This window comes from Flavobacterium cheniae, from assembly GCF_004363695.1.
Lineage (GTDB): Bacteria > Bacteroidota > Bacteroidia > Flavobacteriales > Flavobacteriaceae > Flavobacterium > Flavobacterium cheniae.
Genome location: NZ_SNZC01000002.1, coordinates 232,981 through 251,732 on the forward strand (window position 1 = coordinate 232,981; position 18,752 = coordinate 251,732).

The 18,752-nt window shown below is 33.4% G+C and carries 12 protein-coding genes; all 12 read right to left on the reverse strand.

The features are described from left to right. Positions 1-74: 74 nt before the first annotated feature. Positions 75-833, reverse strand: a complete 759-nt coding sequence (locus C8D80_RS06010) for an energy transducer TonB (RefSeq protein ID WP_133608405.1) — start codon at positions 831-833, stop codon at positions 75-77. A gap of 90 nt (positions 834-923) precedes the next feature. Further along, on the reverse strand, positions 924-1,661 hold the full coding sequence (locus C8D80_RS06015; protein WP_133608407.1) for an energy transducer TonB: 738 nt from the start codon (positions 1,659-1,661) through the stop codon (positions 924-926). 44 nt (positions 1,662-1,705) lie between these two features. Next, positions 1,706-2,098: a VanZ family protein gene (locus tag C8D80_RS06020; protein WP_133608409.1), complete on the reverse strand. Its 393-nt coding sequence runs from the start codon at positions 2,096-2,098 to the stop codon at positions 1,706-1,708. Beyond that, on the reverse strand, positions 2,067-2,447 hold the full coding sequence (gene gcvH / locus C8D80_RS06025) for a glycine cleavage system protein GcvH (protein WP_133608411.1): 381 nt from the start codon (positions 2,445-2,447) through the stop codon (positions 2,067-2,069). Before gcvH ends, C8D80_RS06020 begins: the two co-directional genes overlap by 32 nt. A gap of 139 nt (positions 2,448-2,586) precedes the next feature. Beyond that, positions 2,587-9,801: a T9SS outer membrane translocon Sov/SprA gene (sov, locus tag C8D80_RS06030; protein ID WP_394364577.1), complete on the reverse strand. Its 7,215-nt coding sequence runs from the start codon at positions 9,799-9,801 to the stop codon at positions 2,587-2,589. 3 nt (positions 9,802-9,804) lie between these two features. After that, complete coding sequence (gene ruvA / locus C8D80_RS06035) at positions 9,805-10,386, reverse strand: Holliday junction branch migration protein RuvA (protein ID WP_133608413.1); 582 nt, start codon at positions 10,384-10,386, stop codon at positions 9,805-9,807. Between the two features lie 7 nt (positions 10,387-10,393). Beyond that, a complete protein-coding gene (locus C8D80_RS06040; RefSeq protein WP_133608415.1) occupies positions 10,394-12,676 on the reverse strand; it encodes an NADP-dependent malic enzyme in 2,283 nt (760 codons plus the stop codon). A 108-nt stretch (positions 12,677-12,784) separates the two neighbouring features. After that, positions 12,785-13,666: a DUF808 domain-containing protein gene (locus C8D80_RS06045; RefSeq protein ID WP_133608417.1), complete on the reverse strand. Its 882-nt coding sequence runs from the start codon at positions 13,664-13,666 to the stop codon at positions 12,785-12,787. Between the two features lie 88 nt (positions 13,667-13,754). After that, positions 13,755-14,681 carry a tRNA epoxyqueuosine(34) reductase QueG gene (queG, locus tag C8D80_RS06050; protein WP_133608419.1) on the reverse strand — a complete coding sequence of 309 codons (927 nt, stop codon included), beginning with the start codon at positions 14,679-14,681 and terminating at the stop codon, positions 13,755-13,757. A gap of 1 nt (position 14,682) precedes the next feature. Continuing rightward, positions 14,683-15,705: a Holliday junction branch migration DNA helicase RuvB gene (gene ruvB / locus C8D80_RS06055; protein WP_133608421.1), complete on the reverse strand. Its 1,023-nt coding sequence runs from the start codon at positions 15,703-15,705 to the stop codon at positions 14,683-14,685. Positions 15,706-15,779: 74 nt separating this feature from the next. Beyond that, positions 15,780-17,546 (reverse strand): cytochrome c oxidase subunit I, encoded by a 1,767-nt coding sequence (locus C8D80_RS06060; protein ID WP_133608423.1) that lies wholly within the window; start codon positions 17,544-17,546, stop codon positions 15,780-15,782. A 31-nt stretch (positions 17,547-17,577) separates the two neighbouring features. Further along, complete coding sequence (locus C8D80_RS06065) at positions 17,578-18,738, reverse strand: cytochrome c oxidase subunit II (protein WP_133608425.1); 1,161 nt, start codon at positions 18,736-18,738, stop codon at positions 17,578-17,580. Between the last annotated feature and the right edge of the window lie 14 nt (positions 18,739-18,752).

Sequence of the window (18,752 nt, forward strand, 5' to 3'; positions counted from 1 at the left end):
TTACATTGGATTATGAAAGTGTAAAAATAAAAAAATCCCATCGAAATGGGACTTTTTATAGTAATAATATTTTATTATCTTATTTTGAAGACTACAGGGATTGAATATTTGATTTTTACTGCTTTATCTCCTTGCTTTGCAGGAATTAATTTAGGTATTCTTTTTACCGCTTTTTCCGCTGCTTTTTGCATTTCAATTGTAGCTCTTTTATTGTCTAAAGCTTTTACACTTGTTATAGTTCCTTTCTCATCAATAACAAAATCAACTTGCGCCACACCTTGTTTACCATCTTCTAAATCGCTTTCAGGATAAGTTAAATGTTTTACTATAGCTTTTGATAATTGCTCATCAAAACATGCTTTTTGTTCACTTCTACTTAATCCTTTACAAGCTTCAAACATTGGTAATTGCTCTACTGAAAAAACAGTTGGAGCTTCAGTAGTTCCTCCTCCATTACCACTATCTTTTGGATTATCTACTGGGGTTGTATCTGTTTTAGGGTTATCCGTTGGATTGTCTTGCGTTGCAATTGGCGCTTTATCTTCGTCTTTTTTGGGTTCGTCTTTAGTCGCTTTAAAAACATGAGCTACTTTAGGAACTTTAACCACCACAGGTTTTGTAGCTGACTGAGGTTTAGTTACTGGCGCAGGGTTATAAACAAATGTTGGCTCTGAACTAATTTCAATAGGAGGCACATAACCAATAGATTTTGATGTGTCTTTAAAATTAAATTCAAGAATAAAAAGCACCACTAACATAGTAGCAATTAAACCAACTTGGAAATAGATAAAACTATTTTTTACTCTTTTCGGAAAATCAACATTTGCTTTCATAATATATAGATTAATAGTTAACGCTTTGTTAATTAATCTATACAATTTATATGCCAAAAAAAATCCCAACTAAAAAGTTGGGATTAAATATTATTGTAACTTGAATGTAATTGGCTGACTGTATTTTACTTTTACAGGTTTACCTCTTTGCATACCAGGTTTAAACTTTGGTAATTTTTCGATTACTCTTTTTGCTTCTTTTTCTAAAAGTTCTCCACCTTTAGGACCTCTAACTTGTACATTTGAGATACCACCGTCTTTATCTATTACGAATAAAACAGAAACTCTACCTTGAATACCATCTTCCATGGCTCTTTCAGGATATTGTTGGTTTTTCTTGATGTGTTTAGCCATTTGCTCCATAAAACAATCTAAACGTTTGTTTTTTGCAACACCTTCACATCCAGGGAAAACAGGTACGTCTTCGATAACTGCAAAAGGTACTTCTTCATCAATTTCTTCAGCCGTACCACCTTCTTCACCGTAAGAAGATGCTGTATTAACCACAACTGCTTTATTTTCATCTACTTCAGTAGTTTCAATTTTTTTATCTTCAATAACTTGTTTGTTATCTACAATTTGAATTACTTCAGGAGCTGGTGGTGGTGGTGGTGGTAATTTTTGTACAGGAGGCATAGTTAAAATAACTTCTTCATCCTCTCCCATCATATTATCTGCAATCTCAAGTTTTTCAACTTCAACTCTTGGATCTTCCGATTTTAGCTCTATGCTGACGTAAGTTAACATTAAAACAGCTGTAAGACCTACAAGAAAATATAGAGAACTATTTCTTTTAGGGTCTACACTAGGATTTTTCTTTACTTCCATAATTTTAATTTTGAGGTGCTAATATAGTTAATATTAGAAATGTTTTAAAAAAATTTATTAAAAATTTTATCTTTTACACAGAACAAACCCAAAAATCCTACAATTGCCCCTAACGAATTAGCGACTACATCATAAAAATCAGCTTGTCTGGTTTTGGTCAATACGCCTTGTAAAATCTCAATAATTATGCCAAATACTATTGCTATAACAACAATTAACAAACTATAATTTATTTTAAAATAAGATTGTTTTTTTGCTAAGCTCCAGAATATAACAAATACTAAGTAAAATAAAAAGTGCACTACCTTATCGCTTCCGACTACTTTTACTTTTGGAACCGAATTAAAACTTACCAAACTTGCAACTGTAACAAAAATCGTCCAAGTTATAGCAAGAAATAAAAACTTACGCTCCGATAAGTGCTTTATAATCTTCACTTGATAAAAGTGTTTCTACTTCTGAAGCATCAGAAAATTTTACTTTTACCATCCAACCATCTCCGTAAGGATCAGTGTTTACTTTTTCTGGATCTGACTCTAAAGAATCGTTAAATTCGATAATTTCTCCTGATAATGGTAAAAATAAATCTGAAACTGTTTTAACTGCTTCAACCGTTCCAAACACTTCGTCTTTATCTAAAGTTTGATCTAAAGTTTCAACTTCAACATACACGATGTCACCCAATTCTTTTTGAGCAAAATCTGTAATCCCTACTGTTGCAACATCTCCTTCAATTGAAACCCACTCGTGGTCTTTAGTGTATTTTAAATTAGTTGGTATATTCATTTGGTTATAATTTTTTGACGTACAAATGTAATTGTATTTATTGAATTGAAAAAAAGGTTTTTGTTATTTTTTTGTATAAAAAAAACAACCGTACAATAATTGATTTTGGACGGTTGTTTTTACTTTCTTTTAGTATCTATTAGTTTCCGAAATTGTATCTTAAGGTAAATCCACTTCTAATATTTGTAATAGGGAAAGAAGTTGAAATAACTGCCTGAGAGAATTGATGATCGTAGAAGAAAATAGCAGTTAAATTTTTACTAAACGAATAATCGGCAGTTAATCTAATAGACCATAAATCTTGCCCTCCACCCAATTGATTGTTATCATAATCTAAATAACGTACAATTGTATTGTTTTTTCTAAGAGAAAAATCGGCTTTAATATTAATATCACTCTTTATAACTCCTGATACATTATCTGCTAATGCTGAATTTATAGTTACATCTTTAATTCGATACCCTAAACCAATTATATATTCATTACCACTAACTTCTGTAAGCAAGTTGTTATCAAAACTCATATTTAATGTTCTGTCTTTTTTAATTTCGGCAAGCACTTTAATTGAATTTTTCATTTCAAATTCAACTTTAACTAATGGATTAAACTGCTCAGCAAGATTAACATTTGAAATAATCTTAGAAGCAAAGAAATTTCCATTTGCATCTACAGGCGCTGTATTCAAATTAGAACGGAACGCATTTACGTTGTAACTTGCTCTGTAACCATGTTGTAATGAAAAACGTTTGAAATTATCTTTGAACCATTTATAACGCATAAGTCCAGTATACTTTAATGTCCAGTTTGGCAATGGTACATTTCTAAATACACCTGTTGAAACTTTTTCAGCATCTTGACCTGAATAGGCTGCTAAAAAAGAAGGCAACAATACTTGCTGACTGTTTTTACCAAAACCTACTGGATAACCCTCAGCATCTCTAAGAAATGGTCCTCCATTATAATAACCCTCTGCTAACCTATTAGCAACAAGTAGTCTATTGTCTCTAAAATCTTGAAATGTTTGAGAAAAATTAACATCACTTTGAGCAAATGCTGTTGATATTAAAATAGTTGAAATATTGAAATTGCCAAAATCATAAGGCGCTCTAGAATTATATTGCCCACCCGAAACATCAAATTGCTCAGAGAAATTATAGGCATATGTTCTGTCAGCAGTTAAATCAATTGTTAAATCAGGAAACACTTCAAGTTTAGCAGTTAAATTTAATTTCTTGTTTTCAACTTGAGTGAAATTTTGATTAAATTCCGGGAACGAAGTTAACCAACCATTTCTTGCTGCTTCATATCGAACATCTGACTGGCTTCCGAAAACAAATCCTAAAGTAGGTTTAGAAGAACCGAAGAACCCTAATCCAGGTAAATATCCAGGTAAAACAGTTCCGTTATTTTCTGAATAATTTATCTGAATATTTTTAACACTCGTAATTACTCCTATTAAGCCACTTGCAAAAATACTTCGTTCTGAAGTTATATTATTTTTTGGCGCTGTTATTTGCTGTCCTGGTTTTGGAGCAACACTTTTATCTTTATTTGCAACTGGTTTTTTCTTATTATTTTTTGTTTTGGTTAATCCAATATATTTATAAAACATATCCATATTTAAAGTTGTATTCAACTTATGTGAATTTGCGTTTTGAATTGTATTACCCAAAGCATAAATATTTCCATCTTCTCCTGTAATTGTTGAAAATGCATCTGAAGCACGTTGCCAATTATAATCTCCTGTGTAAGTATAAGTAGATTTTACAAAGCTTAGTATCGGAATTTTATTAATTGGCAAATCGTAATTAACAACTAATTGTTGGTTGTGTTGATTTGATTCTCCAACATTCCAATAATCATCCCAAATATCTAAACCATCAATTGGCAAATCATTTTCATCTAAATAATTACGCACAATATTATTAGACGAAGCCGTATAATTTAAACGAAGTGATTTTGTTAAATTGTAATTAAAGCCATACGTATAGTTAAAGAAATAATTTCTTCTATACAAATCACCTAAGCCAATTCCTTGCACTTCAACCAATCTAAAACGTTGACGATTGAACTGTCTAATAATATTAGAACTAAAGGAAACATTCGTTGGTAAAAAGTTGAAATTAAAATCGCTTAACATTTTATAATAACCACTTTTCTTAAATAATTTGGTGTTTTTAAAAGGCTCAACCGATTTTGGCTTAAATGTATAAGCGTAATCAACCGTTGTTCTGTTTTGTTTGTCAATTAAATTTTCGATTTCATAATCGTGATGTTCAGTTTCGTTTAATGAGTAAGACAACGTTAAATTCTCTACATCATAAAAATGAGTTTTCTTTTCTGGATTTTTTTCTTTTTTAACACCAATTAAATTAAAACTCGTTCTTTTCGTGTAATCGATAGCTCTTTGCTCAATATTTGCTCTTTCTGTAGCGTCAGTTGTAATATCTAATAACTGATCTAACTCGATATCTTGATAAAAAGGATCAAATCTTGGCGTGATAGTTTCTTCACCTACTGCATAGTTAAATGGTAAATTTATACCCCATTTTTTTGGCAATAACTTTCCTAAATTAAGATTAGTTACAATGTCATATTGAAAAACATCTTCTCTACTTCTTTCATTTGGACCTTGTTCTAACGCACCAAAACCAATAGTACTTACTCTTGTTGTCGCAGAAACATTTGCAAAGTCAGCAAAGTTGGTATCTAAATTAGCAACCGCTGCATAACCTCCTTTATTGTCCATGTCTGACATACGAAGTTCGTTAAACCAAACTTCTCCTCGTTGAATATCTCCTGATTTATTTTTAATACCAATCATTAAGGTACGAACCAATCCAAAGTTTGGATTACCTTTAATTCCAAGAGTTAATCTGTTGTCTGAAGAACCAATTGCTTCCTCTTCTACATATCCAATTCCATTTGGTTCAACTGTAATGATAGGGTCGTTTTGAAGATTTAAAATTTTTAACTTCGTTAACAAATCTAACGGAAGTTCAATTTCATTTTCTAAAGGCCATACTTCCTCTGGAGTTGAAGCACCATAAGGTGTAACTTTCAAAGGCATTTCAACTTGGTAAAAGTTATCTGTAAAGTCGTTTCCGAAACGAATGAAAGCAATTAATTCATCGTCTTGTAAATCATTATCTTGAACAGCTTCTGCGTGTAAAAACATACGAAGTTTTTTAAACTGACGCATATCAACATTCACATTTTTGAAAACTGCTCTCGCGTCATCTGACTCTAAACCATTAACTGTTCCACCTAATTTATCATAAACACGCAAAGAAAGTGATTGTTCATTTTGGTTGATTACGGTGTTGTTATTATACAATTGTTCTCTAACAACTCCAGGAGGTGTTACATATCTGATAGGACTTCTTTGTCCATTTTCTTGAATATTTAAAGCTACAACATCAAAACCAGTATTTTCATCATCAGGATCAGTATCTAATTCATCGAAATTACCTGTATAACGTCTCCATTCTCCTCTTACTAAATCTAGTGCTCCAAAACGTAAAGTTACTTCATCTTTAAATCCACTCATGTACATTCTCATGAAACGTATAGAACGAAAATCAGAAATTGGACCTACTTTATTTGCATCGGTAAACTCTAAAATTGGAATTTTATATAATATCCATCTAACCTTTCCAATATCTCCATTAGGTAAATCAACATTATTTACTTCTCTAACATCCGCTATATAATTTTGTCCCACAGGAACTCCGCCATCTGGATAAGGCTGAAATGGTACTTCAAATTTAAAATACGCATTAATGGTGTTCATCGTATTGTCACGATTTACATCTTCTACATCTGGAAAAGTCGTATTTCCTCTGTTATCGTTGGTAACCGTAACAGGTGAATTTCCTTCAAATCCATTATAATTTTTATATCGCGTAACTATATCACCTGAAGTCTCTAAATAGAATCGGTAATTATCAGCAGCAGGGTCAGGATACGATGCAAAATCGGTGAATTTAGCAATTTCTTCCGCATCAGTTAACCCATCAAAACCAGCATCTTGAACTGCTCTGTTTCCTTCGTTTGTATCAAATGCATAAATTAAAGATTGTGATGCTGGAACTTCACCCCAAGCAGTACTGATTGTAGGTTGTACCGAACCAACTTCTGGCAAACCATTTTCATATAATTTTCTACCATCTGGCAATATATCTTCCGATATTTCACCTAAATTGAAAACTAATTTTCCAGTATTGGTAGGATCTGTAACATCACCTGTATTTCCAAAATAGGGATCCATTACCCAAAACTGAATATATTCTACATTTGATTGTTCAAAATTGGTTGAATTAATCGAACGCATGATTCCTCCCCAAGTTTCGGGAGCTTCTAAATCGGAAAACTGATTGGTTGCACTTAGACTTGGATTAAAATTATAAGGACCCCTATCCTTAGGAAAATAACTTAAATCGAGTGTAGAAATAACAGATGTTTCTCCTTGAGCAATATCAGTAACAGGATACAATTCGCGACTAAAAACACGTCTAGTTTTGTTGAATGATAAATCATCATCATCAATTCCAGATGGAGTTTGCGTATAAAAAACAGGGTCAATTGTATACCAAGAAAGTTTACTTCTTTTATTTCCTACATTTAAATCATTCACTGGAGGTTCAACCGCACCAGTTGTTCCATCATAATTATCTTCTAATGGCACACTTGATAATGTCCAAGCTAACGGCGAACGCATATCAATAGTTGTTTGAGAACCTTCAAAATCATCTATATAAGTTGTAGCCTCTCCATTAAATTGATCTGCTTTAGAACTACCTGGTTTTAAATAAGCAATTTCTCCTCTAAATGATAAATTTGAAGGTACGTCAGTATCAATATTTGGTAACTTGTTTACTAATCTTGTAAAGAATGGTACTTCAGTTGAGTAGTTTGTATTAAACCCAAAAATAGTATTATTCACCGATTCCTGACCATAATTTGATTTGGTGGTAAATGGTCTTTCAGACATGTTTAAAATAGTGGCTCCCATTAAAAACTTGTCATTAAATTTATGCTCTACATTTAAACCCCAAAATCTTCTAGTTTGCTGACCAAAAACTGAATTATTTTCAACAGAAACCTCGATTGGAGTATTAGATGCTTGTAATGAAGGATCTAAAATATTCACCTTACCCATTTGGTAATTTACCGTATAATCTACTCCTTCTACTAAAACTCTTCCTCCAGCCGTTACCACAACAGAACCTTGAGGCACATTAAAGGCACCAATAGAAATTCCATCGCCACCCATAGATTTAAAACGTCCTTTTAACTGGAACTTATTTTTAGCGCTTTCTTGTAAAGCAGCCGCTTGGGTATTTTTATATAAGTTTCTAAAAACATATTTTACTTGATTCGTGTTATATGTTAATGGATCATCATAATTTTCTACTAAGGCTGGAACGTCTAATTTTTCAAATAAATGTTTACCAAAAGGTTCAACTTTTGGGAAAATAATTTTTCCACGTTGCGTATCCACTGTTAAACCTGGATAGAAATCAAAGAAACCGTCACCACCTTCTTGTGGGTCATTTGTATAATTTAACTGATCTAAATTAAATACTTTTAGCAAAGGTGTCTGCTCAACATCAGCTGGTAGTGGATCGATGCCTGATTGTGAAATATAGTTTAAAGGAGAAGGATCTGTGTAAAGAATGTTTAATTTAAAATCTTCTTGTTGCAATTGATACCCTCCAGGAATTTGATAAATATTTTTCATCATCAAGTTCCAAGTTGGCATAGTATAATCAACTCCTGCTAATTCATATTCATTAATAGTTAAATTACTTTTCAATAATTTTAATATTAGTGCTTGTGAATTTGGAATACCTGTTCCTCCAACATTTGTTGCATCAACTCCATCAGTACCAAATTCACCCACTTGATACACATCACTTCCAATGGTATATTGATAAGAAACCGCTAAAACTTCATCGTTTGCTAATCTTTGGTTTAACGAAATATATCCTAATTGTGGATGATACGTATATTCTGATGGGGTTAGTTTTCTTGCATTTTCAAGTTTTGCAAAATCAATTCCTTCAGAAGCACCAATAGTAGGACTAAAACCATTTGACGCTAAAGAAACATCTCTAATGGAACTATTTAAAAAATTACTTCCAATACCATTTGGATCATATTTATTGTTGGCATTATTAGAAGGTGTATTGGCCGGAACATTATAAAAGTTAGGATGAGACGTTAAATTTATATGAACCGTTTCTTGTGGTAAAACACCCGTTAATGGTGCTTCTCCTAAATCTTGAAGTGCCACGATGTTTCTAAGATTATTTTCTGTAGAATTTACGCGGTTTTGCTTATTGGTTATCCAAACTTCAATTCTATTAATTTGTACTCGAGAGTTAATGTACGGGAATGTTTCTAAAGCTTTATCATAGTTGTTTCTAAAATATTGCGATAAGAAATAGTGGCGATCAGCATCATAATCCAAAGCAAAAATTTCGAAATCTTGAAGTGTTCCTCCACCTTGAGCTGTTACTGATTTTGTTTGTGATTTTTGCTCCGAAAAAACTCCTGTAAATGTTGTTTTTCCAAACTGTAATTGTGCCTTAACTCCAAATAAACTTTGCGCACCACGAACTAACGAATTTGAAAGCGGAAAACTAACGTTACCAACTTCAATTTTTTGAATTATATCATCTTCTGTTGGTGTATATTCTAATTTTATTAAATTTTGAAACGCAAAAGTAGATTGTGTGTCATAATTTACGTTAACATTCAAACGCGTTCCTACTTTTCCTTGTAAACCAACACTAATTCGCTGATCAAAATCAAAACTGGTGGTTTGTCTGTTTCTTGGAGAAAAAGAAGGATTATCTTGTTTTGTAAAACGAACTCCTAAATCAATTTCTACCGAACCTGTTGGCTTTACATCAATAGTATTACCTCCAAAAACAGTTTCAAAAAACTTAGAATTCACATAATATCTTGGTAATAAATCTTTCTTCGCTTCTTCTGAACCTGCTTTTTTACCGTCCATAGCAGCCGATTTCTCTTGATAATACTTTCGCATTTGCTCACGCAAAACAAGTTCTTGGTACTGTTTTGGCGTAAGTATCAATGGATAATTTATATTAAATCCGTCTACAGAACTGGTATAAATATAACGATCAGAAGCAGCATCGTAGGTATATTTATCTAAAATACTCACAGGATTAGGCATTGTTAACTTACCTAAATCAACACCCGTTTTTACAGAATCTTGTGCTTCTTCATCTACTTGTGCTTGTAGCGAAAAAGAAAAGAGCACACATAATAATGCAAGACTATATTGTAATTTATTAATTGCTTTTATGTTGATATTTTTCAAGTTTTATAAATTTTTTAAAGCTTGTTTTATTAAGTTTTCTACAGAGGCATTTGGGGTTTCTCTAATAATTTTATCGATGACTTTTTCGGCAGCTTTTCTAGCAAAACCTAAAACTTCTAAAGCAGATAACGCTTCATCTTTATTTGTATTGCTTTCAATGACCGAAACTTCATCTAAATTGTACACTTTTAACACTTTTTCTTTTAAATCTAAGATAATTCGTTGGGCTGTTTTGGCTCCAATTCCTTTCATAGATTGCATCGTTCCAACATCATTTGAAGCAATTGCTTGAATAATTTGACTAGGCGCTAACGAAGACAACATAGTTCTAGCAGTACTAGCTCCAACTCCGGAAACCGAAAGTAATAATTTAAACAATTCACGTTCTTGTTTTTCTACAAAACCATACAACGTATGAGCGTCTTCTTTGATTTGTAAAAAAGTGAATAATTTCAGACTTTCAGAATCGGGTAATAATGAATAAGTGTGTAATGAAATATTGATATGATAGCCCACACCATTACAGTCAATAATGACTTCGGTAGGTGTCTTTTCAACTAATCTTCCTTGAATGTGCGCTATCATATTTGTATTATTTGTTAAGCTTTCTTCCTTTTTCTTGAGCGTCTACAACAGCTACTGCTGCCATATTTACCATTTCTTCCACGCTTGCTCCTAATTGAAATACGTGAACTGGTTTGTCTAATCCTAAAATAATTGGACCGATTGATTCAGCCTTATTCAGCTCTTTCAATAATTTGTAAGTAATATTTGCTGAATCTAAGTTTGGAAAAATAAGCGTATTCACTTTTTTATTTACCAATTTTGAAAATGGAAACTTGCTTTTTAGCATGTCTGGATTCAAAGCAAAGTCCGTTTGAATTTCTCCATCCACCACTAAATCTGGGAAATTTTCATGTAAATAGGCTACTGCTTGACTTACTTTACTTGGTCCTTCATTGTGTGATGAACCAAAATTGGAGTAAGACACCATTGCAATTACAGGATCCATTCCAAACATTTTTACGGTTTTAGCTGTCATTAAAGCAATTCTAGCTAAATCATCGGCAGAAGGATTTGGATTTATCGCTGTATCCGATAAGAAAATTGGACCTCTCGCGGTCATCATCATATTGGTTGTAGCAATTTTAGAAACACCTGGCGCTTTATCAATTAATTGAATAACAGGCTTAATCGTTGATGGATAACTCCTTGAATATCCAGTTACCAAAGCATCTGCTTCTCCTGTGTTTACCATCATTAAACCAAAATAGTTACGCTCACGCATCCATTTTTCAGCATCTAATAAGGTAATTCCTTTGCGCTTTCTGGTTTCCCAAAAATGCTTCGCATATTCTAATCTTTTAGCTTCAGATTCTTTAGTTTTTGGATCAAAAACTGGCACTTCAGTATCAAAACCTATTTCTTCTTTTAATTCTTTTATAATTTCTTGGTTTCCTAATAAAATTGGGAACCCAATACCTTCTTCATGTACAATTTGCGCTGCTTTTAACACATCTATTTGATCTGCTTCTGCGAAAATGATACGTTTTGGATTCGTTCTCGCTCTATTGGTTAACAAACGAATCATTTTGTTATCAGAACCCATTCGTTCTAATAATTCGTCTTTATATTTTTCCCAATCGGTAATTGGAGCTGTCGCTACACCTGAATCCATTGCTGCTTTTGCAACTGCTGGTGGTACTTCGGCAATTAATCTTGGGTCAAATGGTTTTGGAATAATATAATCGCGACCAAACGTTAATTTGGTTTCGCCATATGCAATATTTACTTGTTCTGGAACTGATGCTTTTGCCAAATTAGCTAAGGCAACTACAGCAGCTTTCTTCATTTCTTCATTGATTTTAGTCGCTCTAACGTCTAAAGCGCCTCTAAAAATAAACGGGAAACCAAGCACATTATTTACCTGATTAGGATGATCAGAACGGCCTGTTGCCATAATGATATCTTTTCTTGTATCGATAGCTAAATTATAATTGATTTCTGGAGTTGGATTTGCCATCGCAAAAACGATAGGATTATCCGCCATTCCTAACAACATTTCAGGTGTAACGATATCTCCTGATGACAATCCGATAAATACATCGGCACCTTTCATAGCGTGTGCTAAATCATCGTAATGTTTATCTGTTGCGTACACACGTTGCATGTCTGAAACTCTTGGGTCGTCTTTGCGTAATGCCCCTTTACTGTTGAACATCACTACGTTTTCAGGCTTAACCCCGAAAGAAACATATAAATTAGCACAAGCTATGGCAGCCGAACCAGCTCCAGAAATGACCATTTTCACATCTTCCATTTTCTTGCCTGCTAACTCTACTGCGTTCAATAAAGCGGCTGATGAAATAATAGCGGTTCCGTGTTGGTCATCGTGCATTACTGGAATATTCAATTCCTCAACCAAACGTCTTTCAATTTCGAAAGATTCTGGTGCTTTGATGTCTTCTAGGTTAATTCCTCCGAAAGTTGGAGAAATATTTTTTACCGTTGCAATGAATTCTTCAATGTCTTTTGTTCCAACTTCGATATCAAAAACATCAATATCAGCGAAGATTTTGAACAACAAACCTTTACCTTCCATTACAGGTTTTGAAGCTTCTGGACCAATATCTCCTAAACCTAAAACAGCGGTTCCGTTTGTTATTACGGCTACTAAATTTCCTTTTGCGGTATATTTATAAACGTTATTAACGTCTTTTTCAATTTCTAAACAAGGCTCTGCTACTCCTGGAGAATAAGCCAAAGCTAAATCTCTTTGTGTTGCATATTTTTTTGTGGGAACTACCTGAATTTTACCAGGTGTAGGTTTTGCGTGATATAATAAGGCTTCTCTACGTTTACTATCTTTATGCATGGTTTTTTATTTTACTAACTTACAAATATAAGGGTATACGTATAAAATGAGAAATTATTTTGGCATTCTTTTGAAAAAAGTTTTAAGAAATAAAACAGCCAAAAACAGTTAATTTTTAACCAAACCCTTCACCTTCTTAAAACCCGTCATCAATAAAACTGCTACTAATCCAAATGCAATTCCAACTCCAAATTCAGCTACCGTTGATGGAATACTATGAGGCACTAAATGATGAATATATTCGATATTATGAAGAAAAATACCTCCTGAAACTAAGATAAGTGCGATAGTTCCTACGACAGCAAGGAATTTAATAACAAGTGGTAATGCTTTAATCAAAATTCCACCTAAAGAAGATAAGAATCCTTTATCGTTGCCTTTTCTCATTAAATAAAAACCAGCATCGTCCATACGTACAATTAAAGCTACAATTCCGTAAACTCCAACGGTAGCAATAATGGCTACAAAAGTTACACTTAAAATTTGGGTAATCAATGGATGTTCTTTTTCCATTGCTGTTCCTAAAGCGATGATGACAATTTCAAGCGAAAGAATAAAATCGGTTTTAATAGCCGAACTTACTTTTGCTTTTTCAGAATTTTCGTTATCTTCCTCAAGCTTACTTTCTTTGATAACTTCTTCACCTTTTTTAGCACGATGAAAAAGATATTCGATAATTTTCTCCACACCTTCGTAGGCTAAGTAAACTCCTCCAATAATTAAAGCTGCTTTAATGGCTGGCGGATACAACCAATTCAAAACAAAAACTACTGGCAGAATAATTAGTTTATTGATAAACGAGCCTTTTGTAATCGCCCACAACACCGGAATTTCTCTTGAAGCTAAAAATCCAGTTGCTTTTTCGGCATTAACTGCTAAGTCGTCTCCTAAAATTCCTGCTGTTTTTTTGGTTGCTAATTTACTTGTCATTGCCACATCGTCCATCAATGCAGCGATATCGTCTAAGATTGCGAAAAATCCTGATGCCATAATTTTAAATTTTCTTTTTAATAACCCTCAAAGCTACGTCAAAGTTTTCTTTTGGAAAATATTTTTTGACTGAAAAAGTTTTACAATTTTATTTCTTCAAAAAATTGATATTACGAAGTAAGCCTTCGTATTTGGTTCGTTTCACAGCAGAATTTTTAAATACTTTCTGAAAAGTATCCACCGTAATTTCTTCCCAATCCGATTTTGAGAAATTTAAAATATCTGAATTCGCTTGAAAAAGCGGTTCATTATGTGGTTTTGAGAAACGATTCCAAGGACAAACGTCTTGGCAAACATCGCAACCGAACATCCAATCGTCAAATTTACCTTTCATTTCTTGTGGTAAATTATCTTTCAATTCAATGGTGAAATACGAAATACATTTACTTCCATCCACAACATACGGAGCCACAATAGCTTCTGTAGGACAAGCATCTAAACAAGCAGTGCAAGAACCACAATGGTCGGTTGTTGGTGTATCATAATCTAATTCTAAATCGATAATTAATTCGGCAATAAAATAAAACGAACCTACTTTCTGAGTAATAAGATTGCTGTTTTTTCCAATCCAACCCAAGCCACTTTTTGCCGCCCAAGCTTTATCTAAAACTGGTGCCGAATCTACAAACGCTCTGCCTGAAACTTCGCCAATTTCAGTTTGAATGAAATGTAATAATTCCTTTAACTTCTCCTTTATGACGTGATGATAATCTTGTCCATAAGCGTATTTAGAGATTTTATACGAATCTTGATTTTGAAGTTCGGAAGGATAATAATTCAACAACAAAGAAATGACACTTTTAGCATCATCTACCAATAAAGTTGGATTTAAACGTTTGTCAAAATGGTTTTCCATGTAACTCATTTGACCGTTCATTTGATTGTTTAACCAGTTTTCTAAACGAGGCGCTTCTTCTTCAAGAAAACCTGCTTTGGAAATACCACAAGACAAAAAGCCGAGGCGATGGGCTTCGGCTTTTATCAACTGTGTGTATTTTTCTTTATTGTTTATCAAACTAAAATAAACCTCCTTGAATATTATTTTTAATTTTGCCTAAATGTTTATAGGCTTTTTCAGTCACTTCTCGACCGCGAGGTGTTCTCATAATAAATCCTTCTTGAATTAAGAAAGGTTCGTATACCTCTTCAATAGTTTCACCACTTTCGGAAACAGCGGTAGCCAAGGTTGATAATCCAACTGGTCCGCCTTTGAATTTTTCGATTATGGTTAATAGAATTTTATTGTCCATCTCGTCTAAACCGTGTGCATCAACATTAAGTGCTTTTAATGCAAATCTTGCAATTTCAATATCAATTTTACCGTTTCCTTTGATTTGAGCAAAATCTCTAACACGACGCAATAAAGCATTAGCAATACGAGGTGTTCCTCTACTTCTGCCAGCGATTTCTATTGCAGCTTCCATTGTAATTGGCATCTTTAAAATAGATGAACTACGTTGGACAATTGTGGTTAATAATTCTGTGTTATAATATTGTAATCTACTCTGAATTCCGAAACGAGCACGCATTGGAGCCGTCAATAATCCAGAACGAGTGGTTGCCCCAACTAAAGTAAATGGATTTAAATTGATTTGAACCGTTCTTGCATTTGGACCCGATTCTATCATGATATCAATCTTGAAATCTTCCATTGCCGAATACAAATATTCTTCTACAATTGGACTTAAACGGTGAATTTCATCAATAAAAAGAACATCTCTTTCTTCCAAGTTTGTCAACAATCCAGCTAAATCTCCAGGTTTATCTAAAACAGGTCCTGAAGTAATTTTGATTCCCACTCCTAACTCGTTAGCCAAGATATTCGCTAAAGTTGTTTTTCCTAAACCTGGAGGTCCATGAAACAAAGTATGGTCTAAGGCTTCATTTCGTAAATTAGCAGCTTGAACAAAAACAATTAAATTTTCTAACACTTGGTCTTGACCAGCAAAATCATCAAAACTAAGCGGGCGTAATGCCTTTTCGATATCAATATCTTGCGGAGAATAGGATTCTTTATTCGGATTCAAATTATCGTTCATAAAAGCAAAGATAAGTAAAGTTATAAAACAAAAACCTCTCCGATTGGAGAGGTTTGTATATTGTGGAAAAAATCTTAGTGATGTAAAACTTCTTCTCCTTCTTTCATTGGTGTGATTTGAGTAACGAAGTCTTCATCATGACCTGGTTTACTGTAATCATAAGGCCATCTGTGTACTTCAGGAATTTCTCCAGGCCAGTTACCGTGAATATGTTCCACTGGTGTAGTCCATTCTAAAGTATTAGATCTCCATGGGTTTTGAGTTGCTTTCTTACCATAGAAAATACTATAGAAGAAGTTCCAGAAGAATACGATTTGAAATGCAGCTCCAACGATAGCAAAAATCGTAATTAAAACATTCACATCAGCTAATTCATCAAATAATGGGAAAGCTGAGTTTGTGTAGTAACGTCTTGGTAAACCAGCCATTCCAATAAAGTGCATTGGGAAGAAAACTCCGTAAGCACAAACAGCAGTTACCCAGAAGTGAACGTAACCTAAGTTTTTGTTCATCATTCTACCGAACATTTTAGGGAACCAGTGGTAAACACCAGCAAAGAATCCGTAAAGTGCAGAGATACCCATTACTAAGTGGAAGTGAGCTACTACGAAATACGTATCGTGAACGTTAATATCTAAAGTTGAATCTCCAAGAATAATACCTGTTAAACCTCCAGTGATGAAAGTAGATACTAATCCGATAGAGAATAACATTGCAGGATTTAATTGTAAGTTACCTTTCCAAAGTGTTGTAATGTAGTTGAACGCTTTTACAGCAGATGGAATTGCAATTAATAATGTTGTAAAGGTAAATACTGAACCTAAGAAAGGATTCATACCTGAAATAAACATGTGGTGACCCCAAACAATAGTTGATAAGAATGCAATTGCTAAGATAGAAGCAATCATTGCACGGTAACCAAAAATTGGTTTTCTAGAGTTGGTAGCAATAATTTCAGAAGTAATACCTAAAGCTGGTAATAAAACGATGTATACTTCAGGGTGACCTAAGAACCAGAATAAGTGCTCAAATAATACTGGAGAACCACCTTGGTAATGTAAAACTTCACCTTGAATGAAAATATCTGATAAGAAGAATGATGTTCCAAAACTTCTATCGAAAATTAATAATAAAGCAGCAGAGAATAATACTGGGAAAGATACAATACCGATAATAGCTGTTACGAAGAAAGCCCATACTGTTAAAGGCATTCTTGTCATTGTCATACCTTTAGTTCTTAAGTTGATAACTGTAACTACGTAGTTCAATGATCCCATTAATGAAGATGCAATGAAAATAGCCATAGAAGCCAACCATAAGGTCATACCTAAACCTGATCCAGGAATTGCTTGAGGTAATGCACTTAAAGGAGGATAAATTGTCCAACCTGCAGATGCTGGTCCTGATTCTACAAATAAAGAAGCAATCATGATAACACAAGAAATGAAGAACATCCAGAAAGAAAGCATGTTCATAAATCCAGAAGCCATATCACGTGCTCCAATTTGTAATGGAATTAACAAGTTACTAAATGTACCACTCAAACCAGCGGTAAGTACAAAGAATACCATAATTGTTCCGTGAATAGTTACCAAAGCAAGGTAAATATCATTACGCATTACTCCATCTGGCGCGAAATTATCGCCTAAGAATACTTTGAAAATTTCGAAAGATTCTTCTGGCCATGCAATTTGCATACGGAAGAATAAAGATAAAACAACTCCAACAATACCCATCAATAAACCTGAAATAAGGTATTGCTTCGCTATCATTTTGTGATCAAGACTAAAGATGTATTTAGTAATGAAAGTTTCTTTATGATGACCGTGATCGTGTGACATACTAATTCTATTATATTTAATATAAAATAACTTATTTAATAACTTGAGCTACAACTTTAGTTGAATCAACAGCTACTGCTGGAGTAGCTACAGCTGGTGCTACTGCAGGAGCAGGAGCATTAGCTTCTTTCCATTGTTGTGCTAATGTAGGTTTTTCTGCTAACCATGCTTTGAAATCAGCAGGTGTATCAACTACAATTTTCATTTGCATATTGTAGTGAGATGCACCACAAATTTTATTACATAATAATAAATAATCAAATGTATAAGGGTCTAAAGCTACACCACCTTCAGCAACAATTTTCTTACTGTTTTTAGTTCTGATTTTGTTGATTTTATCAACTTTAGCAATAATTGCTTCATCATTTCTCATATCAGCAGTTGTAACTGTTGGGATAAAAGAAAATTGTGTAATCATACCAGGAACACAGTTCATTTGTGCTCTAAAGTGAGGCATATAAGCAGAGTGTAAAACGTCTTGTGAACGCATTTTGAAAATCACTCTTTTTCCTTTAGGGATATGTAATTCAGTAACCACTTTATCATCTTGAGCTGCTGGGTCAGCTAAATCAACACCTAAAGTATTAATACCTTCAATTAATCTTACGTTTGCTTTTCCTAACGTTTTATCATCACCAGCATAACGTGCTTCCCAACCAAATTGTTTAGCATATAATTCGATAACAATAGCATCTTGTTCGTCTTCTTTATCAACAAACATAATGTCGTTCCAAGTATATAAACCATACATAATTAAACCTGCTAAAACGATAACTGGAATAATTGTCCAAATAGCTTCTAACTTATTATTGTCTGCAAAGTATAATGCTTTTTGACCTTCTTTACCTCTATATTTAAAAGCAAAGTAGTGTAATAAGAACTGAGTAATAGTTTGAACGAAGAAAATCAAAGCCATAGAAATAGCCATTAAATTATCTACGTCTTTACCATGCTCAGAAGCAGGAGTACCTAATACTAAATCACCCCAAGCATATAATGAATAAATAGTGAATACATAAATGAAACCAACAAAGGCAAACATTAAGTAACCATTAACACTATTATCTTTGTCATTAGCAATTTCGTCATTGTCTGAAGAACCGCCAATTTGGGTTAAATCAAAAATTTTAGTTAATTGCCAAACTGCAATACCGACTAGAACTAAAATTATAAATACCAAGAAACTTGTCATTTTTATTTCTTTTT

Excerpts from the sequence above, each read along its gene's own strand:
- C8D80_RS06010 (WP_133608405.1), bottom strand. The coding sequence starts at position 833 with ATGAAAGCAAATGTTGATTTTCCGAAAAGAGTAAAAAATAGTTTTATC.
- C8D80_RS06015 (WP_133608407.1), bottom strand. The coding sequence starts at position 1,661 with ATGGAAGTAAAGAAAAATCCTAGTGTAGACCCTAAAAGAAATAGTTCT.
- gcvH (WP_133608411.1), bottom strand. The coding sequence starts at position 2,447 with ATGAATATACCAACTAATTTAAAATACACTAAAGACCACGAGTGGGTT.
- ruvA (WP_133608413.1), bottom strand. The coding sequence starts at position 10,386 with ATGATAGCGCACATTCAAGGAAGATTAGTTGAAAAGACACCTACCGAA.
- C8D80_RS06040 (WP_133608415.1), bottom strand. The coding sequence starts at position 12,676 with ATGCATAAAGATAGTAAACGTAGAGAAGCCTTATTATATCACGCAAAA.
- C8D80_RS06045 (WP_133608417.1), bottom strand. The coding sequence starts at position 13,666 with ATGGCATCAGGATTTTTCGCAATCTTAGACGATATCGCTGCATTGATG.
- ruvB (WP_133608421.1), bottom strand. The coding sequence starts at position 15,705 with ATGAACGATAATTTGAATCCGAATAAAGAATCCTATTCTCCGCAAGAT.
- C8D80_RS06060 (WP_133608423.1), bottom strand. The coding sequence starts at position 17,546 with ATGTCACACGATCACGGTCATCATAAAGAAACTTTCATTACTAAATAC.
- C8D80_RS06065 (WP_133608425.1), bottom strand. The coding sequence starts at position 18,738 with ATGACAAGTTTCTTGGTATTTATAATTTTAGTTCTAGTCGGTATTGCA.